Source organism: Rhizobium sp. CECT 9324, assembly GCF_918741265.1.
Classification (GTDB): domain Bacteria; phylum Pseudomonadota; class Alphaproteobacteria; order Rhizobiales; family Rhizobiaceae; genus Allorhizobium.
In genome coordinates, this window is record NZ_CAKKMZ010000001.1 from 2,974,695 (window position 1) to 2,992,834 (window position 18,140).

Annotated in this window: 17 protein-coding genes; 10 read left to right on the top strand and 7 right to left on the bottom strand. The window is 60.2% G+C overall.

What is annotated here, in order from left to right; translation table 11 throughout:
• Window positions 1-260: 260 nt before the first annotated feature.
• Complete coding sequence (locus LQ231_RS14530; protein ID WP_230171849.1) at window positions 261-2,753, top strand: UvrD-helicase domain-containing protein; 2,493 nt, start codon at window positions 261-263, stop codon at window positions 2,751-2,753.
• Between the two features lie 94 nt (window positions 2,754-2,847).
• A complete protein-coding gene (locus LQ231_RS14535) occupies window positions 2,848-3,618 on the top strand; it encodes a glycosyltransferase family 25 protein (protein WP_113141705.1) in 771 nt (256 codons plus the stop codon).
• Window positions 3,619-3,663: 45 nt separating this feature from the next.
• Here the strand turns inward: LQ231_RS14535 and LQ231_RS14540 are convergent, their stop codons facing one another.
• The 3 genes from LQ231_RS14540 to LQ231_RS14550 form a co-directional block, all read right to left on the bottom strand.
• Window positions 3,664-3,942: a DUF6074 family protein gene (locus LQ231_RS14540; RefSeq protein WP_113141706.1), complete on the bottom strand. Its 279-nt coding sequence runs from the start codon at window positions 3,940-3,942 to the stop codon at window positions 3,664-3,666.
• Between the two features lie 165 nt (window positions 3,943-4,107).
• Entirely contained in the window at window positions 4,108-6,447 is a 2,340-nt protein-coding gene (locus LQ231_RS14545; protein WP_230171850.1) for a glucose/quinate/shikimate family membrane-bound PQQ-dependent dehydrogenase, read from the bottom strand.
• Window positions 6,448-6,459: 12 nt separating this feature from the next.
• Window positions 6,460-6,627 carry a hypothetical protein gene (locus LQ231_RS14550; RefSeq protein WP_230171851.1) on the bottom strand — a complete coding sequence of 56 codons (168 nt, stop codon included), beginning with the start codon at window positions 6,625-6,627 and terminating at the stop codon, window positions 6,460-6,462.
• A gap of 32 nt (window positions 6,628-6,659) precedes the next feature.
• On the opposite strand from LQ231_RS14550, the gene pncA reads away from it, so the two are divergent.
• The 3 genes from pncA (at window position 6,660) to panB (ending at window position 9,078) form a co-directional block, all read left to right on the top strand.
• Window positions 6,660-7,286, top strand: coding sequence for a bifunctional nicotinamidase/pyrazinamidase (pncA, locus tag LQ231_RS14555; RefSeq protein WP_230171852.1), 627 nt, complete (start codon window positions 6,660-6,662; stop codon window positions 7,284-7,286).
• 90 nt (window positions 7,287-7,376) lie between these two features.
• A complete protein-coding gene (gene panC / locus LQ231_RS14560; RefSeq protein ID WP_230171853.1) occupies window positions 7,377-8,249 on the top strand; it encodes a pantoate--beta-alanine ligase in 873 nt (290 codons plus the stop codon).
• Window position 8,250: 1 nt separating this feature from the next.
• Window positions 8,251-9,078 carry a 3-methyl-2-oxobutanoate hydroxymethyltransferase gene (gene panB, locus LQ231_RS14565; protein WP_230171854.1) on the top strand — a complete coding sequence of 276 codons (828 nt, stop codon included), beginning with the start codon at window positions 8,251-8,253 and terminating at the stop codon, window positions 9,076-9,078.
• A gap of 9 nt (window positions 9,079-9,087) precedes the next feature.
• On the opposite strand, the gene LQ231_RS14570 is transcribed toward panB, so the two are convergent.
• Window positions 9,088-9,336 (bottom strand): DUF2164 domain-containing protein, encoded by a 249-nt coding sequence (locus tag LQ231_RS14570; protein WP_230171855.1) that lies wholly within the window; start codon window positions 9,334-9,336, stop codon window positions 9,088-9,090.
• 276 nt (window positions 9,337-9,612) lie between these two features.
• On the opposite strand from LQ231_RS14570, the gene LQ231_RS14575 reads away from it, so the two are divergent.
• Entirely contained in the window at window positions 9,613-10,341 is a 729-nt protein-coding gene (locus LQ231_RS14575) for an AzlC family ABC transporter permease (protein ID WP_230171856.1), read from the top strand.
• Window positions 10,338-10,649: an AzlD family protein gene (locus LQ231_RS14580; protein ID WP_230171857.1), complete on the top strand. Its 312-nt coding sequence runs from the start codon at window positions 10,338-10,340 to the stop codon at window positions 10,647-10,649. Before LQ231_RS14575 ends, LQ231_RS14580 begins: the two co-directional genes overlap by 4 nt.
• Window positions 10,650-10,744: 95 nt before the next feature.
• Here the strand turns inward: LQ231_RS14580 and LQ231_RS14585 are convergent, their stop codons facing one another.
• The gene (locus LQ231_RS14585) at window positions 10,745-12,580 is read right to left on the bottom strand and encodes an aminopeptidase P family protein (RefSeq protein ID WP_230171858.1); all 1,836 of its coding nucleotides are present in this window, start codon (window positions 12,578-12,580) and stop codon (window positions 10,745-10,747) included.
• Window positions 12,581-12,687: 107 nt separating this feature from the next.
• Between LQ231_RS14585 and LQ231_RS14590 the strand changes: the two genes are divergently transcribed.
• Window positions 12,688-13,038, top strand: coding sequence for a hypothetical protein (locus tag LQ231_RS14590; RefSeq protein ID WP_230173436.1), 351 nt, complete (start codon window positions 12,688-12,690; stop codon window positions 13,036-13,038).
• 141 nt (window positions 13,039-13,179) lie between these two features.
• On the opposite strand, the gene LQ231_RS14595 is transcribed toward LQ231_RS14590, so the two are convergent.
• Together LQ231_RS14595 and LQ231_RS14600 are read right to left on the bottom strand one after the other, a co-directional pair.
• Window positions 13,180-14,064 (bottom strand): 50S ribosomal protein L11 methyltransferase, encoded by an 885-nt coding sequence (locus LQ231_RS14595; protein WP_230171859.1) that lies wholly within the window; start codon window positions 14,062-14,064, stop codon window positions 13,180-13,182.
• Between the two features lie 94 nt (window positions 14,065-14,158).
• Window positions 14,159-14,758, bottom strand: a complete 600-nt coding sequence (locus LQ231_RS14600; protein ID WP_113141715.1) for an SCO family protein — start codon at window positions 14,756-14,758, stop codon at window positions 14,159-14,161.
• A gap of 418 nt (window positions 14,759-15,176) precedes the next feature.
• Here LQ231_RS14600 and LQ231_RS14605 point away from each other — a divergent pair, with 418 nt between their 5' ends.
• Together LQ231_RS14605 and LQ231_RS14610 are read left to right on the top strand one after the other, a co-directional pair.
• Window positions 15,177-15,965 (top strand): DUF2189 domain-containing protein, encoded by a 789-nt coding sequence (locus LQ231_RS14605; protein WP_230171860.1) that lies wholly within the window; start codon window positions 15,177-15,179, stop codon window positions 15,963-15,965.
• A 207-nt stretch (window positions 15,966-16,172) separates the two neighbouring features.
• Window positions 16,173-18,140, top strand: a complete 1,968-nt coding sequence (locus tag LQ231_RS14610; RefSeq protein ID WP_230171861.1) for a HAMP domain-containing methyl-accepting chemotaxis protein — start codon at window positions 16,173-16,175, stop codon at window positions 18,138-18,140.

Sequence of the window (18,140 nt, forward strand, 5' to 3'; positions counted from 1 at the left end):
CAATGGCCGACAGCCAAGCTTACTGATTTGTAATATCACGCGAATTCACGCGGTCGTGATCGTCGACCAACGAGGCACCGGCCTTCGCGGCAGCGGTTTTGCAAATCTGGCACCGCCGACACCCGGTGCACTGAGCGTTCCATACTTCCGTCAACGCGGACTGCTGCGCCAGCGGCAAAAACCGTGAGCAAGCAAGTAGATGGAATAAAACCAGAACGTCTTGTCTGGCCTTTCCCACCCGAATCACTACATTGAGCCGCATGAGTAACGGTTTTGACGATATACCCTTCTTCGATGAAGAGCCCGCTCCGCGCAAGCCGCCGACCGCCCCGACATCGACGAATGCAAATACAGCGGCCACGCCATCCGGCAGCGGGCTGGGCATCGCTGCCCGCGCCATGGCCGCACGCGACCAGGCGCGTTTTCCCGATTATCTGTCTGGCCTGAACCCGGAACAGCGCCTGGCCGTCGAAACCGTCGATGGCCCCGTCCTGGTTCTGGCCGGCGCCGGCACCGGCAAGACCCGCGTCCTGACCACCCGTATTGCGCATATTCTTGCAACCAACCGCGCATTCCCCTCCCAGCTGCTCGCCGTGACCTTCACCAACAAGGCCGCGCGCGAGATGAAGGAGCGCATCGGCCATCTGGTCGGCGGGGCGGTCGAGGGCATGCCCTGGCTTGGCACCTTCCACTCGATCGGCGTCAAGCTTCTGCGTCGCCATGCCGAACTGGTCGGGCTTTCGTCGGATTTCACCATTCTCGACACCGATGACGTGGTGCGCCTGATCAAGCAGATCATCCAGGCCGAGGGCCTCGACGACAAACGTTGGCCGGCCAAGCAGTTTGCCGCAATGATCGACGGCTGGAAGAACAAGGGCCTGGACCCCGCACAGATCCCCGAAGGCGATGCTCGCGCCTTCGCCAATGGTAAGGGCCGCGAGCTCTATGCCGCCTATCAGGCACGGCTCAAAACGCTGAACGCCTGCGATTTCGGCGATCTGCTTCTCCATCCGATCCGCATGTTCCGCGCCAATCCGGATGTGCTGAAGGAGTATCACCAGAAGTTCAAATACATTCTGGTCGATGAGTACCAGGATACCAACACCGCCCAGTACATGTGGCTCAGGCTGCTGGCCCAGCGACCTGCAGGCGTGCCACAGAATGTCTGTTGTGTTGGTGACGACGACCAGTCGATCTATGGCTGGCGCGGCGCGGAAGTCGACAACATCCTGCGCTTCGACAAGGATTTCCCTGGCGCGAAAGTGATCAAGCTGGAGCGCAACTACCGCTCCACGGAACATATCCTCGGCGCGGCTGGTCATTTGATCGCCCACAATGAGGGCCGCCTCGGCAAGACCCTGTTCACCGACCGCGTCGATCCGAATGATGACAAGGTAGTGGTGCACGCCGCCTGGGATTCGGAAGAGGAAGCCCGCGCCGTCGGCGAGGAAATCGAGCAACTGCAGCGCAACGAGCACCCGCTTAACAACATGGCGATCCTGGTGCGCGCATCCTTTCAGATGCGCGAATTCGAAGACCGTTTCGTCACGCTTGGCCTGAACTACCGCGTGGTCGGCGGCCCGCGTTTCTACGAACGTCTCGAAATCCGCGACGCCATGGCCTATTTCCGCATGGTCTGCCAGCCAGCCGACGACCTTGCCTTCGAGCGTATAGTCAACACACCGAAGCGCGGCCTTGGCGACACGACCATCCGCAATCTGCACGACTATGCCCGCGCCCGTGACATTCCCATGCTGGCCGCCGCATCCGACATCATCGAAACCGACGAATTGAAGCCCAAAGCGCGCAAGTCGCTCTTCGATGTCGTGACAGATTTCCGCCGGTGGCAGACCTTGCTGGAAAACACGCCCCATACGGAACTTGCCGAGCAGATCCTCGACGAGAGCGGCTACACCGCCATGTGGCAGAACGACAAATCGGCCGAAGCCCCCGGTCGTCTGGAAAACCTGAAGGAACTGATCCGCTCGATGGAAGCATTCGAGAGCATGCGCAGCTTCCTCGAACATGTGTCGCTAGTGATGGACACCGAGCAGAATGCCGAGATGGACGCCGTCTCGATCATGACGCTGCATTCGGCCAAGGGCCTCGAATTCGAAACCGTTTTCCTGCCCGGCTGGGAGGAAGGCCTTTTCCCGCACCAGCGCGCGCTCGACGAAGGCGGCCGCTCCGGTCTCGAAGAAGAGCGTCGGCTGGCATACGTTGGCATCACTCGGGCCAAGCGCCGTTGCCACATCTGGTTCGTCTCCAACCGCCGCATCCATGGCCTTTGGCAATCGACCATGCCGTCGCGTTTTCTGGAAGAATTGCCGCCGGCCCATGTCGAAGTGTCCGAATCCGAGACATCCTATGGCGGTTACGGTCGCAATCCTTACGGCCAATCCCGTTTCGACAAGCAGGAGCCTTTCCAGAACTCCTATTCGACCCCTGGCTGGAAACGTGCCCAGGCCAACAAGACCGAAGCGACCCGCGACAACTGGGGCAGTCGCTCCGGCCACGCGGTCGAACGCGTCGGCTATGGCGAGAGCGGCCCCCGCGCCAGGACCATCGACGGCGAACTGGTGGCGAAATCCACCAGCAACGAACCTTCGCGCTTCTCCGTCGGCGACCGCGTCTTCCACATCAAGTTCGGCAACGGCAACATTTCGTCGATCGAGGGCAACAAGCTGACGATCGACTTCGACCGCGCCGGTGAGAAACGTGTGCTCGACGGTTTCGTCGAAAAGGCGGGGTGAGCACCGTCTGCCCGGTCGGTCACCCTCTCCCTTGACCCATGCGCAAACCCTGTTAGGAGGCATGGGAACGAGACACAGATCGCCGGAGATCACCTTGCAATTCCTGCCAAAGAGCCAGATGACGCTCGACGTCTACCTGATCAACATGGACGGCGCGACGGATCGTCTGGACGCGATGGTGCAAAAGCTCGCCGACCGTGATCTTGAGTTCACCCGCGTACCTGGCGTCAACGGACGCGCGATCAGTTTTCCGATCAAGGAATTCAGCGAACTGTCCTACAAACTTCTGCACGGGCGACGAACCACGCCTGCCGAAGTTGGCTGCTATCTGAGCCATGTTGAGTGCGCCCGGCGTCTGCTCGCCGGCCACGCAGACCTGGCGCTCATCCTGGAAGATGATGTCTCGTTCGAGCCCGACTTCCTCGACAGCCTCGATTGTGCCGCCATGCACCCGACCGATTGGGACATCCTGCGTCTGACAACGGTGAACCGGGGGCGGAAATTTCGCTTCAGGGAACTGGAAAACGGCCGTGCTCTCGCGCTTGCCCTCACCCGGGAAAAAGGCGCCGGTGCCTATGTCATCAACCGCGAGGGTGCGCGCTGGATCGTCAACCGCCTGATCCCGATGCGGCTGGCCTATGATATCGCGTTCGATCTGGAATATCTCGACGGCCTCAAGGCTGCCTTCGTTGATCCGCAACCGGCCAGCCAGTATTCGGAACACGAAACCCAGATCCAGAGCAACATGCAGCAATACAAGCTGCCGCGCTGGCGCTACCTGACGGTGCTGCCCTATCGCGCGTATCTGGAAATATCGCGCTTCTTCTCACGCGGCTTCCAACTACTGAAGAACAGGTTTTTCTAACAAACCGAGACCACGGGGCAGCCTGGAAGGCTTTTGGACCGTGGCTCAGCCGTTGGCTTCTTCGGCGCGATGAAGCCACATCAGTTCCATTTGCACGGCGGCCTGGAAATCCATGATTTCGGCCCGCATCTCGTCTTCCGGGCAGCCTAGTGAGAGCAGTTCGCTGCCGAGTGCGCGGCACGTCGTCTTCCAGAATTCAGCGGCAGCATAACCGTTAAGGCGGTCGAGTTCGACAGCCGAGCGACGCACCAGATCCGTGCGGTTCGCAAGCGGGAAGAAGGCGATGGACGGGTTGGTATGGCCGATCATGGCTTGGTCACTCATGCGAATACATCCTCACGTTACGTGAATGTGTGTAGAATCACATGGTTAACGTTTGGTTTCCTTCGGCCACCCGCAGCCGAATCGATCGAAAAACCGTGCTAAAAGGAAACCCTCCGGGCGTTTGCGCCCGAAGGGTTGCTCTTCATCGTGGTGATCTGGCCGAGCTCAGTCAGGCAATTTATAGGCGATCACATAGTCGCCCGGCTTGGTGCCGACCGACCCGTGACCGCCTGCGACCATCACCACATATTGCTTGCCATTGTCGAGCGCATAGGTCATCGGCGTCGCCTGACCACCGGCCGGTAGCCTGGCTTCCCAAAGCTGGTTGCCGCTCGTCAGGTCATAGGCGCGCAGGTAATCGTCGACGGCCGCCCCAAGGAAGGCGACACCGCCCTTGGTGATCATCGGCCCACCGATCCCTGGCACGCCGACCTTCAGCGGCAGCGGCAATGGCGTCATGTCATAGACCGTGCCGTTGCGATGCTGATAGGCCACCTTGCCGGTGCGCAGATCGACGCCTGCGACCGTGCCCCATGGCGGCGCCTGGCAGGGAATGCCGATCGGCGACAGGAACGGTCCCATATAGACACCGTAGGGCGCTCCCTCGTTGCGGTTAAGCCCCTGTTCGGAGCCCTTCTCTCCCTCGCCTTTTGGCGCGATTTCCGATCGCGGCACAAGACGCGAAGTGAAGGCCAGATAGGTCGGCATGCCGAACATCACCTGACGCTCGGGATCAACCGCGACCGAACCCCAGTTGAACGTGCCGAAATTGCCGGGATAGACCAACGTGCCTTCGAGCGACGGCGGCGTATATTGGCCCTCGTATTTCAGCTGATGGAAGGCGATGCGGCACATCATCTGATCGATGAGGCTAAGCCCCCACATGTCGCTTTCGACCATGGTTTTCGGCCGGAAGCTCAGATCGGAGATCGGTTGCGTGGGCGCTGAAAAATCTCCCTCGATCGCGCCGCCGGGTGCCGCAATCTCGTTGACCGGGATGATCGGATCGCCGGTCCGGCGGTCCAGCACATAGATATCACCCTGCTTGGTCGGCCCGACCAGTGCTGGCACAGGCGTGCCTTCCGCATTGTTGATATCCAGCAGCACCGGTTGCGCCGGTACATCCATATCCCAGAGATCGTGATGCACGGTCTGACGCACCCAGCGATCCGCACCGGTGTTCAGATCAAGCGCCACGATCGACGACGAATACTTCTCGACATTTTCGCTCCGGCCCATGCCCAGTTGGTCAGGAACCTGATTGCCAAGCGGAATGTAGACGAGACCCAGTTGTTCGTCGACGGAGAACACCGACCAGCTGTTCGGCGAATTGGCCGTATAGGTCTGGCCCGGGCCGATCGGCTGCGTCTGGCCCGGATTGCCGGCATCCCAGTTCCAGATCAGAGCACCGGTGTTGACGTCGAATGCACGAATGACGCCGGATTGCGACTGCGTCGAATAGTTATCGTTGACCGCACCACCAACGATGATCTTGCCGGCAGCGACCACTGGCGGAGACGTCGAATAATAGTAGCCGGCCGGGTTGTAAGGCATGCCCTGCTCCAGGCGCAGCGTGCCAGCGTCAGCAAAGTTGGTGCAGACAGCACCTGTTTCCGCGTCCAAAGCAATGAGGCGTGCATCGGATGTCGGCAGGTAGACGCGTGCAGCACAGCTGGTTCCAGCCGCAACAGCCGGATCCGCGTAGTAGGTCACGCCCCGGCACGTCTGGTGCTGGCGGTCCGGGTTCAGGCCCGCATTCGGGTCGAATTTCCACTTTTCCTTGCCGGTTTCGGCATCGATGGCGATCGCCCAGTTGTGCGGGGTGCAGATGTAAAGCGTATTGCCCACCTTCAGCGGTGTCACCTGATACGTCGTTTCACCCACATCGTCGGGCAACTTGACGTCGCCGGTCTGATACGTCCAGGCGACTTCAAGCTGATCGACGTTTTCGGTATTGATCTGCGTCAACGGCGAATAGCGCTGGCCGTAGGGCGTGCGGCCGTACTGGTGCCAATCACCATCCGGCACATTCCCGCCAAGGCTGGGTGCAGCCGCGACCTGCTCCGTCGGCAAGGCGCCGGAACGGTCATAGGGGTCCTGCGTCATCGAAAAGACAGCAACCACCAAGGCAAGCAACACGGGAAGCGCAACCGGCCAAACATTCGCCGGAACCCGACCCAGCCGATGAACTGGACCGAGCTTACGGCGAAGCGCCGGCAACATCAGCCACAGGCCAAGCACCACGACCAGTCCGCCGCGCGTTCCGAGTTGCCACCAGTCGAATCCGACCTCCCAGATCGCCCAGGCCAGGCTGCCGACGATGAACAAGCCATAAAGCCACAAAGCCTCCGCCCGTCGGAGCAGCAGCAACACAGCCGTGAGAAGCAGGACGACCCCGGCGATGAGATAATAGAGGCTGCCTCCCAGCATCAAAAGCTGCCCGCCACCCACGGCAAGCACCAGCCCCAGCACGCCAAAAATGATGGCAGTAATGGTGATCAGCATTTCCAATTCCGTTCATTCTAAAATGGATCGAAGCGCCTCCGGCAGGAGGCGCATGACCATGCCGCAACGCACAAAATCGGCAATTGTTCCATGCTCATGAGAAAAATCCATACAGGCCGACTGCACCCGAACGCGCGAACTGTTGTGCGAACGCTTGAACAGTGTCGCCTGAATCGTCATCTTGCATTGCACACAAGCGCTGGGGAGCGTCCATGACCAAGGTCTTACTGTTGATCGATATCCAAAACGGCTTCTGTCCGGGCGGCAATCTGCCCGTCGCCGATGGCGACATCGTGGTTCCAATCGCCAATAGCCTGATGGAAAGCGGTCACTATGACCTGATCGTCGCCTCCCAGGACTGGCACCCCGCCGATCACGGCAGCTTCGCCTCGCAACATCCCGGCAAGGCACCGTTCGACATGGGAGAACTGTCAGGTCAACCGCAGGTGATGTGGCCCGACCACTGTGTTCAGGGAACACCGGACGCCGCTTTTCATCCGGAACTCCTGACCGCAAAGATCAACTACGTTCAGAAAAAAGGGCAAAATCCCGCCGTCGACAGCTACTCCGCGTTTCGCGACAATGACAAGGCGGCCCTGACGGGTCTCGCTGCGTATCTGGTGTCGAAAGACGTGAAGGAACTCGACATCATGGGCCTTGCAACCGACTACTGCGTCAAGTTTTCGGCCCTGGATGCGGTCGATATGCTGCCCGGCGTCAAGGCGCGCCTGATCGCCGACGGTTGCCGTGGGATTGATCCTAAAGGCGTTGAAGAGGCGATCGAGGCGATGCGCGAGGCCGGCGTCGACATCATCGAGAGCAGCGGAATCACCCTCTGAGCAGATGACTGCAAACGATTCGTGCGATTGCCTTTTTTGACGCCACGGGTTAGAGCCCGAGCCAATGAAAAGTCAGGGAGGACGCCGATCATGGAAATCATCACCACGATCGCCGCATTGCGCGACAAGCTCGCGCCCCACCGCCGCGCCGGTCATGCGATTGGCCTGGTGCCGACCATGGGCTACCTGCACCAGGGCCATCTCAGCCTTGTTGCGCATGCAAAGGCCGAGAACGACGTCACGGTCGTGTCGATCTTCGTCAACCCGCTGCAATTTGGCAAGAACGAGGATCTCGACAAGTATCCCCGCGATCTCGCCCGCGACAGCGCCATGCTGGAAAAGGCAGGCGTCGATTTCATTTTTGCACCCGGCGTCACCGACATGTATCCCGAGCCGATGCAAACGGTGGTCGACCTGCCGAAGCTCGGCTCCGAACTCGAAGGCGAAGCCCGGCCCGGCCATTTCGCCGGCGTCGCCACTGTGGTGACCAAGCTCTTCAACATCGTCCAGCCGGATGCCGCCTATTTCGGCGAGAAGGATTACCAACAGGTCACGATCATCCAGAAGATGGTTCAGGATCTCGCTCTCCCCGTCCGCATCGTCCCGGTCGAAACGGTTCGAGAAACAGACGGCCTCGCCTGCTCCTCGCGCAATGTCTACCTGTCGAAAGAAGAGCGAGCCGCCGCCGTCATCGTCCCGAAAGCCTTGGCCGAAGCCGATCGGCTTCTGCTCGCCGGCATCCGCGACGTGAAGGCGCTGGAGGCACGGCTGAGCAATTTCCTCAAGACGGAACCACTGGCTATTCCCGAAGTCGTTGCCATCCGCGACCCGGCAACGCTTGCAAAGCTTGAGACGATCGACGGCCCTGCCCTCGTGCTTCTCTTCGTACGCTTCGGCAAGACCAAACTCCTCGACAATCGCGTCATCGGCCACCAGGCCACCGCCGGCATGGAGGCCGCCTGACATGAGCACACCACCCCGCCAGAAACGCTTCACACCCGCAGACATTACCGCACTGAAGGGCAACCGGGCCATCGTCTCCCTGACGGCCTATACGACGCCAATAGCGCGATTGCTGGACGCACACTGCGATATGCTCCTGGTCGGCGACAGCCTCGGCATGGTGCTCTACGGCCTTGAGACAACCGTCGGCGTCACCATGGAGATGATGATCGCGCATGGACAAGCCGTGATGCGCGGCGCCAACCGTGCCTGCATCATCGTCGACCTGCCCTTCGGTTCCTATCAGGAATCCAAGGAACAGGCGTTCCGCAATGCCGCGCGCCTGATGAAGGAAACAGGCTGCGACGGCGTCAAGCTCGAAGGCGGCGCGGAAATGGCCGAGACGGTCGCATTTCTGGTGGCGCGCGGCGTGCCGGTCTTCGGCCATATCGGCCTGATGCCACAGCAGGTCAACACGTCCGGCGGCTACCGCTCCAAAGGCCATAGCGACAAGGAACAGGATAAGATCCGCGCGGATGCCAAGGCAATCGACGAGGCCGGAGCATTCGCCATGGTGATCGAAGGCACCGTCGAACCGCTGGCCCGTGAAATTACGGGAACAGTCGGCGCCGCGACGATCGGGATCGGTGCATCACCCGCTTGCGACGGCCAGATTCTGGTCTCCGACGACATGCTCGGCCTGTTCGACGATTTCAAGCCGCGCTTCGTCAAGCACTTCGCCGATCTCGCCCAGGTCATCTCGACCGCGGCCGAAAATTACGCATCCGAAGTTCAGGCACGCAATTTCCCGGGCCCGGAACACACGTTCCAGATCCGCCCCAAGAAATAGTCGACCGGGTTATTTTTCCGGTGTCCGCTCGAGTTGGTAAACCGCATCGTTGAACAGATCGATCTGCTTGGCGAGAAGTGCCTGCGCGTCGTGCAGCCCGCGATTGTAAAATTGCGGGCCGAGCACCTTTGAAAAGAACTCAGCGACCCCCTCCGCTTCGAAGCGTCCAAGTTCCAGATCGAATTCCTTTTTGAAGTGAGACTGGACGAGCCCGACAAGGCGTGTCTGCTCTTCCTTTGAAAATTCAGATGTCAGCAATAGTCCGCCTCCCAAAAATCGAGCCCCACCGAACATCGTCAACGCGTGGCGGCTGAACCGAAACGATTGTCCCCGACCATAGACAACCCGCATGACGCCCGGGCCGGAATTCGTCCGGTTGAAAAACCGGGCTCGTGTTTCTTTCCGACAAGATCCTCAAAGGGATTGCGTGCATCAGGTCTGTTCCATCAACCCTGATGCACGTCCCATCAAACCTATTGGTTTGCCAGCACCCGGCAGACAGGGTAACCGGGCTGCAAAACACGGAACTTCAGTATGTCACGCTCAGAATTCAGCGAAGGGATCACCCGGTCCATTCCCATTGTCGTCTCGGCAAGTCCCTTTGCCATACTTTTCGGCGCCATTGCCATCGCCAACGGCCAGACAATCGGCGAAGTTGCGCTGACCAGCAGCACCATTTTTGCCGGCGCTAGCCAGCTTGTCGGCATCGAACTGTTTGGCCACCATGTGCCGGCCTGGTTGATCGTCTTGTCGATCTTTGCCGTCAACTTCCGCCATGTACTGTATTCGGCCGCGCTCGCCCCCTTCGTTGAACATTTTTCCCTGTCGCAAAAAGCCGCGACATTCTTCCTGCTGACGGATCCGCAATTTGCCGAAACCTTGAAGCGTGCGGAGACCGGCACGAAGGTGACATTTGCCTGGTACATGGGTCTGGGATTGCCGATTTTTGTCGCCTGGGTCCTGCTCAGCATCGTCGGCGCCTATTTCGGCCGCCTGATCGGCGACCCTGCCCGCTTCGGCTTTGATGTATTGCTTCCGATCTATTTTCTCGCACTGGTGCTGGGTTTTCGCCGCCGCAGCAATTTCCTGCCGGTGGTCATCGTCAGCGCGCTCGCTTCGGCCATCGCCCACAAGACCGTCGGCTCGCCCTGGCATGTCAGCATCGGCGCACTGGCCGGCGTTCTGGCCGCAGCGCTGTTGCCGCCCGCCAAGGCTGATGATTCCAAAGCCGCATCCAGTGTGGTTGCGGAGGACAGCCAATGACCGCGCTCTTCAATCCTGAAATGGTGGCGATCATTCTAGCCTCGGCGGTCGCAACCTACATCACGCGCATCGGCGGCTACGTGCTGATCCGCAAGATGAAGAACATTCCGCCGCGCATGGAGGCCGCCCTCAATGCCGTGCCCGCCGCCGTTCTGACCACGCTTGTCGCGCCTGCGTTCTTTGCCGGCGGCATCGAGGTCAAGATTGCGCTGGCCGTCAGCCTGCTGGCGGGCCTGCGCCTGTCGACCATTCCCATGTTGCTGGCCGGCTGGGCCGTCGCCGTCGCGATCCGCCATTTCGTCGGCTAAACGATCGGCGAACCCGGCAGCGGCCGACCGCGTCGGGAACGACAGACCTAATGCTGGAGCACTTCGCCATTGGACGAACTGCTCCAGCCGGGACTTCAGTGTTCGAAGGCTTCTGTCGCCCGCTCCAGCCATTCGCGTGCGGACGGATCACTGATCAGCGGCATCAGTTCGGCCCGCGTGCGGGCATGGTAGTCGTCGAGCCATTGCAGCTCCTCGCGCGTGAGCAGGTCTTCGACGATCAACTGGCGATCGATCGGCGCAAAGGTCAGCGTCTCGAAGCCGAGCATCGGCTGATCACCGCCTTCGATCGCCTCCGCTTCACGCACATAGATCAGGTTCTCGATGCGGATGCCGAAGCTGCCGGGACGATAGTAACCCGGCTCGTTCGACAGGATCATGCCGGGCAGCAATTCCTGCGTCGACAGACGGGAAATCCGCTGCGGACCTTCATGCACGGACAGATAGGACCCGACACCATGGCCCGTGCCATGGGCGAAATCGGCCCCGGATTTCCACAAGGCGATGCGCGCCAGCGGATCGAGATCGCAGCCGCGCGTGCCCTTTGGGAAGCGCGCCGTGCTGATCGCGATCATGCCCTTGAGCGCCAGCGTGAAGAACCTCTTCTGCTCTTCCGGTACGGCCCCGATCGAGATCGTCCGGGTAATATCGGTCGTGCCATTCACGTATTGCGCGCCCGAATCGATGAGAAACATCTCGCCGGCATTGATCGTCCGATCGCTCTCGGTCGTCACGCGGTAGTGCATGATCGCGGCATGCTCACCGGCTCCGGAGATTGTCTCGAAGGAAATGTCCTTGAGCGGGTTCTGCATCCGCTCGCCAACGCGAACCCGACTTGCTTCGAGCGCCTTGGCCGCGCCGATCTCGGTAATGGTTCCGGCCGGCTGCTGATCGAGCCAGGTCAGAAACTCGACCACGGCCACGCCGTCCTGCAAATGGGCCGCAGCCGAGCCATTCAGTTCGACGAGGTTCTTCACCGCCCGCCCAAGCTTGGCCGGATCATTGCCGACAATGGCAGTGCCACCGCCCTGCTTGATCATCTGCGCCACTGCATGTGGTGCGAGATCCGGATCGATCAGGATGCGTCCGCCGCCGGTGGCCACCCGCTCGACCCGTTCGGCCAGCAATTGCGGATCGACCTGCTCGCACAGGTCGCGCAGGTAGGTTTCCACCTCCAGATTGGTCTTGGCGCTATCGAGGAAGAGTTCCGCCTTGCCATCGGCCTTGATGATCGCGCGCGCCAGCGGATGCGGCGTATGCGGCACGTCAGCACCCCGGATATTGAAAATCCAGGCCACCGACGAAGGGTCGCTGATCAGCACCGCCGAAAGTCCCTTGGCGGTCAGATCGGCAGCAATCCTGGTGATTTTATCGGCTGCCGGCACACCGGAATAGCTTTCCGGCTGAATGCTCACCTGGCCCAGCGGTTCGGCCGGTCGATCGCTCCACAGCCTGTCGATCGGGTTGAACGACAACAGAACGAGCGAACCGCCCTTGTCCTCCAGCACCTTTTCCAGCCGGCTGACCTCAACGCCGGTATGCATCCAGGGATCGATGCCAAGCCGGAAACCCTTGCCCGCATGGTTGGCGATCCAGGTATGCGGCGGCTCCCCGATCAGATCGCCGGGCGTGAAAACCGCCAGATCGACCTGCTGTGCAACCTGCGTAACATAGCGACCGTCGACGAAGACGACAGCCTCTGCTTCCGTGACCAGCAATTGCCCGGCAGAACCGGTAAAGCCGGTCGCCCAGGCCAGTCGTTCGGCGCACGGCGGCACATATTCCCCGAGATATTCATCCGAGCGCGGCACCAGCACGCCATCGACGCCCATTTCGGAAAACAGCGCGCGAAGCGCCGCAATGCGCTCCTTGCCATGATGAGGAGTGGATTTGACATCAAAGGATTGAAACATGGAAAGCCTGCATGATGGAGGAGTCTCGGCGACCGTTATAACAAGGCACCCGACACCTGCCCATCCGTTGCCAAAGGTCATCCGCACTTTCTCAATGCGATATCTTGATGCAGTTGAACGCCGGTGATCGCAAAAGCGCCCTAAATTCAGGCAATCCTCATGTTGCTATGCAGCAATTGCAGGTCTCCCGTGCCATTGCCCACCTGACTGAACCGGCAGAACGGATCTATATCTGGCCCATCGAAAGACGCGGCGATCGCGTCTTACCCGAAAGGAACAGAGAAATGGCCAAGTCATTCCTGCGTATCGCCCTCGACAATTTCGTTGAAGCACGCCAGCGTCGCGCCAACCTCTATGCCAACGGCGCCCTGCAGACCCTCGATGACCAAACGCTCTCGGCAATGGGCTTGAACCGCGAAGAACTGCGTCGCAAGCCTTCGCTGCGTTCGATCAGCTAATACCGCCTTCCGGTCACCGACGGCGACACCAATATACGCTTGAGCTCTCCCGGGGCTCGCGGATCGCGCTGCGTGATGCTGCGCCGAAGGCGACCCGGTTTCGGGTCGCCTTTTTTTTCGCGGCACGGTCAGCGAAGGGTCTCAGCCCTTGCCATGCCGAAAGTGGATCGTCACCCAGCCATTGCGCCAGATGGTCCGCACATGCGACAGGCCTACACCACTATAGGCCGCAATCACCTTCCACCGCTGGGCGGCCAGGATGCCCGACAGGATCACCGAGCCGCCATCGGCAAGATGGTTGACCAGTTGCGGGGCCATCCTGATCAGCGGTCGCGCCAGGATATTGGCGATGATCAGGTCGAACGGACCGTAGTCGCCGAAGGCTGTCGAGTGAAAGCCGGGCGCCGTACGGAAATCGATGCCCGTGACGATCTGGTTGCGGCGCGCATTTTCCTTGGCGACACGCACGGCAATCGGATCGATGTCGGTCGCGAGAACCGGCACCGGCAGAAGCTTGCGAACCGCGATCGCCAACACACCGCTGCCCGTGCCCAGATCCAATGCATTGCGCACCTTGCGGGCACGCACGACCTCTTCGATGACTTCAAGGCATCCGGCCGTCGTTCCGTGATGACCGGTCCCGAAAGCCTGGCCGGCATCGATCTCGATCGCCACGTCATTCAGCCTGACCTTGTCGCGGTCGTGAGATCCGTGCACCAGGAAGCGTCCGGCACGCACGGGCGTCAATCCTTCAAGCGACTTGGCAATCCAGTCGATCTCCGGAATGATTTCCCGCTCGATTCCGAGGTCGGAAAAGTCTGGCGCCAACATTTCGGCCAGCCGGCCGCGGATGTCATCCTCTTCCTCGAACATCAGGTAAATCGACGTTTCCCAGATGTCATTCTTCTCGTCGACCTCGGTGGTGGCGATCGCATAATCCTCCTCCCCAAAGCCGAACGTCATCACGTCAAGCACACCGTTGGCACGGGTCTCGGTGGTCGTCACATAGAGGCGGATTTCACTCACGGGCGCGCGTCCTGTCGATCTAGACTTGAAGCCGTTGCGGTACAACGCAATTGCCGCCAAGGCAACCGTTCAGCCTCCGACGCCCGCGCAGTCTTTAGCCCTTCATCAGGTTTTCGAGCTTCTTGACGGCCGTATCCGGATTTTCCCCATAGGCAATCGTGCCCTTGAAGCGGCCATCCGCATCGAGCAGGAATATCGAAGCGGTGTGATCCATCGTGTAGTCGCCGTTCGGATCTTTTTCATCCAGCGGCACCTTCTTTGCATAGACGCGAAAGCCCTTGATCACGTCAGCGACCTTGGCCGGTTCACCCGCTATGCCGGTCACGCGATCGGTCACGTTCGAGATATATTGGCCCAGAAGCTCGGGCGTATCGCGCTCGGGATCGACCGTGACGAAATAAGCCTGCAGTCCCTTGGCATCCGGATCGACCTGCTTCATCCAGCCATTGAGCTCAAACAGCGTCGTCGGGCAGACTTCCGGGCAATGGGTAAAGCCGAAGAACAGGGCCGTCGGCTTGCCGCGAAACGCCTGTTCTGAGATTGGCTTGCCATTCTGGTCCACCAGTTCGAAGGGCACACCGAAAGGACCTTCGGCGATCTTGTCGCCAGATTGCGTGACGGTCAGCGTCAGCCAGCCAAGCAGACCCGCCATGATCAGCACGCCTGCCCATAAAACGACCCGCAAAGTCCGCATGTCTCAATGTCCTCAAAACTGTCCAGTTCTATGAAGCCGGATAAGCCGGACGTTGATGAAAGGCAATTCAACTCGCCGTCAAATCCGCATCAAGCGCTGATTTGTCGCAAAAGAGCGGGTGGAATGATCAGAAGCAATAGGACAGCCCGGTCTCGACCATGCTGAGAAATATCGCCGACCCAAAACGGATCCATCCAAGGAAAACCAGGCACGCGACAAGTGTTCCCGCCAGTGTGATGGCGGCAAGGGGAAGAAGCTTGAGACGGGGTTTTGACGCGATCATTATATCACTATAGCGCGTTTGCGCTGGCTGCAAAACCGGGGATCGAGGCGATCTCCATGCAATGATTGACAGAGATCAAGGAAGCCATCTGAATTTTGCTGACACTTCGAGCCTAGGGGATCTTGGGAGGGACCGATGGAAGAACAGGCGATACACAGTGGCCAGACGCCGAAGTTTCGCGTCAACCGTCTAATGGGCTCCGATGTCACCGCAGCATTCCGCGATGGCTGGCGCGATTTCCGCCGCTATCCCGCGATCGGCCTGTTCTTCGGCGCGATCTATGCCGCGGGTGGCCTGTTCATTGCCGTGGTTCTCATTCACTATCACCTGCCGTGGATGATTATCCCGGTCGCCATCGGCTTTCCCCTGATCGGACCCTTCGTCGCCGTTGGCCTTTACGATATCAGCCGGCGCCACCATCGTGGCGAGGAATTCAAATGGTCGGCGGTTCTGACCGAAGTTTTCCGGCAGCGCGAACGCCAGCTGTCGTGGATGGCGTTTGTCGTGCTGTTCATCTTCTGGATCTGGATCTACCAGGTGCGTCTTCTGATGGCCCTGTTCCTAGGCTTCAGGATTCCCGCATCGCTGGATGCCTTTGGCCATCTGCTGATATCCACACCGCAGGGACTTCTCTTTCTTGCGGTTGGTACAGTTGTTGGCGCGGTGCTGGCGACCATTCTGTTCACTGCAACGGTCATCTCCATGCCGCTTCTGCTCGATTATGACATCGACTTCATCACCGCCATGTTGACCAGCATGCGTGTGGTTCTGGAAAATCCGCTCCCCATGCTCGCATTCGGAGCACTCGTCGCGACGCTTGCGATCCTGGCCCTGTTGCCCGGGTTTCTTGGCCTGCTGATTGTGCTGCCCGTTGCAGGCCATGCGACGTGGCATCTGTATCGCCGGGCCATCAGCAAACTGTAGATCCCTATTCAGGCTCGCTGTGACCCGGCCCGCGATCATACCGTTAGCCGCAGGTTAACTAATATTCGAGATTGTTAATGCGCGTTGCGATCCTACCGGATCGCACACGGACATGACCCGTCCGCCAGGCCGCTCGACGTCCCCCTGGTTTTCGCATGATAAGTTTCCGCCAGGCACCCGCCGGTGGAGGTCGCGCTGGGGGAACGAATGCTACATTATATTTCAGGACGAAGCCTGTCGGTGCGCCAACGGCTGATGACGCTCGGGGTCGCTGCCATTGTCGGTATCGGTTCAATGCTCGGCGTCGGCTGGTACCAGAACGCAGGACTGGACAGCGCGCTCAAGCGCGCCGTGCAGATGAAGGCCGACGTCGAGCGCGTCAACGAGATGCAGCTCGCCAATGCCAATCTGGTTCTGGCGGCCATGGACACCATTATCGACCGCTCGGAAGGCGCTATACAGCCCGAGCGGATAGCGATCATCGACAACGCAGTCGGACTGCTCGCTGCAGGCTCGTCCACGCTCAAGTCAATTGCAGCCGAAGCGGGCGCCACCTCCGAGGTCGCCACCTACGACGAGGACTTGAAAGCCGTCGCCAACGCCATTCAGGTCGACCTCAAGCGCCTGGTGGAAGAAGGCGCAGCGGAAGAGGAATACGCAGCCATTGACGATGCGATCGATGGCGCCGGCGAGCGCCTCGGCAGCGTGCTCGGCAAGATCTCCACGCTCGGCGGCAATGAAGTCGAAGAGCGTGTCGGCGAAGCCACGGCCCGCAGCAGCAGCGCGCTCCATATCCAGCTTAGCCTCGGCGGAATCGCCTTTATGCTTGTTCTCCTGTTGCAGCTGATCCACGGCAATTCGATCGCCAATGGCATCAGAATCGTACGGGCCAGCATGCAACGCATCGTCGACGGTGACTACGATAGTACCGTCGAAGGCACCGATCGCAATGACGAGATCGGTGGCATGGCCCATTCCGCCGACATCTTCCGCACCGCGGCGATCGAAAAGCGCGAGCTTGAAGCCTCGACCCGCAATGCCAACAGACAGAATGAGGCGGAACGGGAAAGCCGAACAGCCGCGATGGAAGCCGACACGCGTGCCTTGAAACAGGCCGTCGATGCTTTGGGGGCGGGCCTGATGCAACTGACCGAGGGCGACCTCTGCGCCGAGATCAGCGGTCCCTTCCCTGCCGATCTTGAACGCTTGCGCAACGACTTCAACCAGGTGACGCTGCACCTGCGCACCGTCATGGGTGAAATCGCCGCCAATAGCAGTTCGATTCGCGGCAATGGCCTCCAGATGCGCAGCGCCGCCGATGATCTGGCCCGCCGGACGGAGCAGCAGGCAGCCTCTCTGGAGGAAACGTCGGCTGCACTCTCCGAAATCACGGCAACCGTCCAGAGTGCGACCCATCGCGCCGAGGAAGCGAGCCAAATGGTCGACAATGCCAAGGACTTCACCGAGAAGTCGGGCCTGGTGGTCAACGACGCGATGGCGGCGATGGAACGCATCGAGGATGCGACGGGCGAGATTGGCAAGATTATCAACGTGATTGATGAAATTGCCTTCCAGACCAATCTGTTAGCTCTGAATGCCGGTGTCGAGGCGGCGCGCGCCGGCGAAGCGGGCAAGGGCTTTGCCGTCGTTGCACAGGAGGTCCGCGCACTGGCGGGCCGGGCCGCTGAAGCCGCGCGCGACATCAAGGCTCTGGTCGGACGCTCGTCGGTTGAGGTCAAGACCGGCGTCGAACTGGTCACAGCAACCGGCGAGGCATTGCATCGCATCGGCGAAGACGTTCTCAGAATTAATGAGCACGTTAAGGCAATCGTTACCAGCGCGCGTGAACAATCAGTCGGACTGAGTGAAATCAATTCTGCGGTGGGCCAGATGGACCAGGTCACGCAGCAGAATGCAGCCATGGTCGAACAGACCAATGCTGCAAGCCATACTCTGGCGGGCGACGCGGAAAACCTGTCGCGCCTCGTCGGGCAATTCAAGGTCGGCGCCGATCAGAAGGTCGGCTCTTTCCAACCGGAGCCGGCACATGCCGCCTCCAAACCGAGACCATCCCCTGCAAACGCCTTGATCAACAAGGTGGCAGGCACATTCAACCGAACGACTCCGGCGTCCGCAACCAACGCCGCAGTAGCAGAGCACTGGGAAGAGTTCTAA

Bases quoted from the DNA above. Each gene is read 5' to 3' on its own strand.
- LQ231_RS14605 (WP_230171860.1), top strand. From the start codon at position 15,177: ATGGAAGAACAGGCGATACACAGTGGCCAGACGCCGAAGTTTCGCGTC.
- LQ231_RS14530 (WP_230171849.1), top strand. From the start codon at position 261: ATGAGTAACGGTTTTGACGATATACCCTTCTTCGATGAAGAGCCCGCT.
- LQ231_RS14600 (WP_113141715.1), bottom strand. From the start codon at position 14,758: ATGCGGACTTTGCGGGTCGTTTTATGGGCAGGCGTGCTGATCATGGCG.
- LQ231_RS14550 (WP_230171851.1), bottom strand. From the start codon at position 6,627: ATGACGATTCAGGCGACACTGTTCAAGCGTTCGCACAACAGTTCGCGC.
- panC (WP_230171853.1), top strand. From the start codon at position 7,377: ATGGAAATCATCACCACGATCGCCGCATTGCGCGACAAGCTCGCGCCC.
- LQ231_RS14580 (WP_230171857.1), top strand. From the start codon at position 10,338: ATGACCGCGCTCTTCAATCCTGAAATGGTGGCGATCATTCTAGCCTCG.
- LQ231_RS14540 (WP_113141706.1), bottom strand. From the start codon at position 3,942: ATGAGTGACCAAGCCATGATCGGCCATACCAACCCGTCCATCGCCTTC.
- panB (WP_230171854.1), top strand. From the start codon at position 8,251: ATGAGCACACCACCCCGCCAGAAACGCTTCACACCCGCAGACATTACC.
- LQ231_RS14590 (WP_230173436.1), top strand. From the start codon at position 12,688: ATGCAGTTGAACGCCGGTGATCGCAAAAGCGCCCTAAATTCAGGCAAT.
- LQ231_RS14585 (WP_230171858.1), bottom strand. From the start codon at position 12,580: ATGTTTCAATCCTTTGATGTCAAATCCACTCCTCATCATGGCAAGGAG.
- LQ231_RS14575 (WP_230171856.1), top strand. From the start codon at position 9,613: ATGTCACGCTCAGAATTCAGCGAAGGGATCACCCGGTCCATTCCCATT.
- pncA (WP_230171852.1), top strand. From the start codon at position 6,660: ATGACCAAGGTCTTACTGTTGATCGATATCCAAAACGGCTTCTGTCCG.
- LQ231_RS14610 (WP_230171861.1), top strand. From the start codon at position 16,173: ATGCTACATTATATTTCAGGACGAAGCCTGTCGGTGCGCCAACGGCTG.
- LQ231_RS14545 (WP_230171850.1), bottom strand. From the start codon at position 6,447: ATGCTGATCACCATTACTGCCATCATTTTTGGCGTGCTGGGGCTGGTG.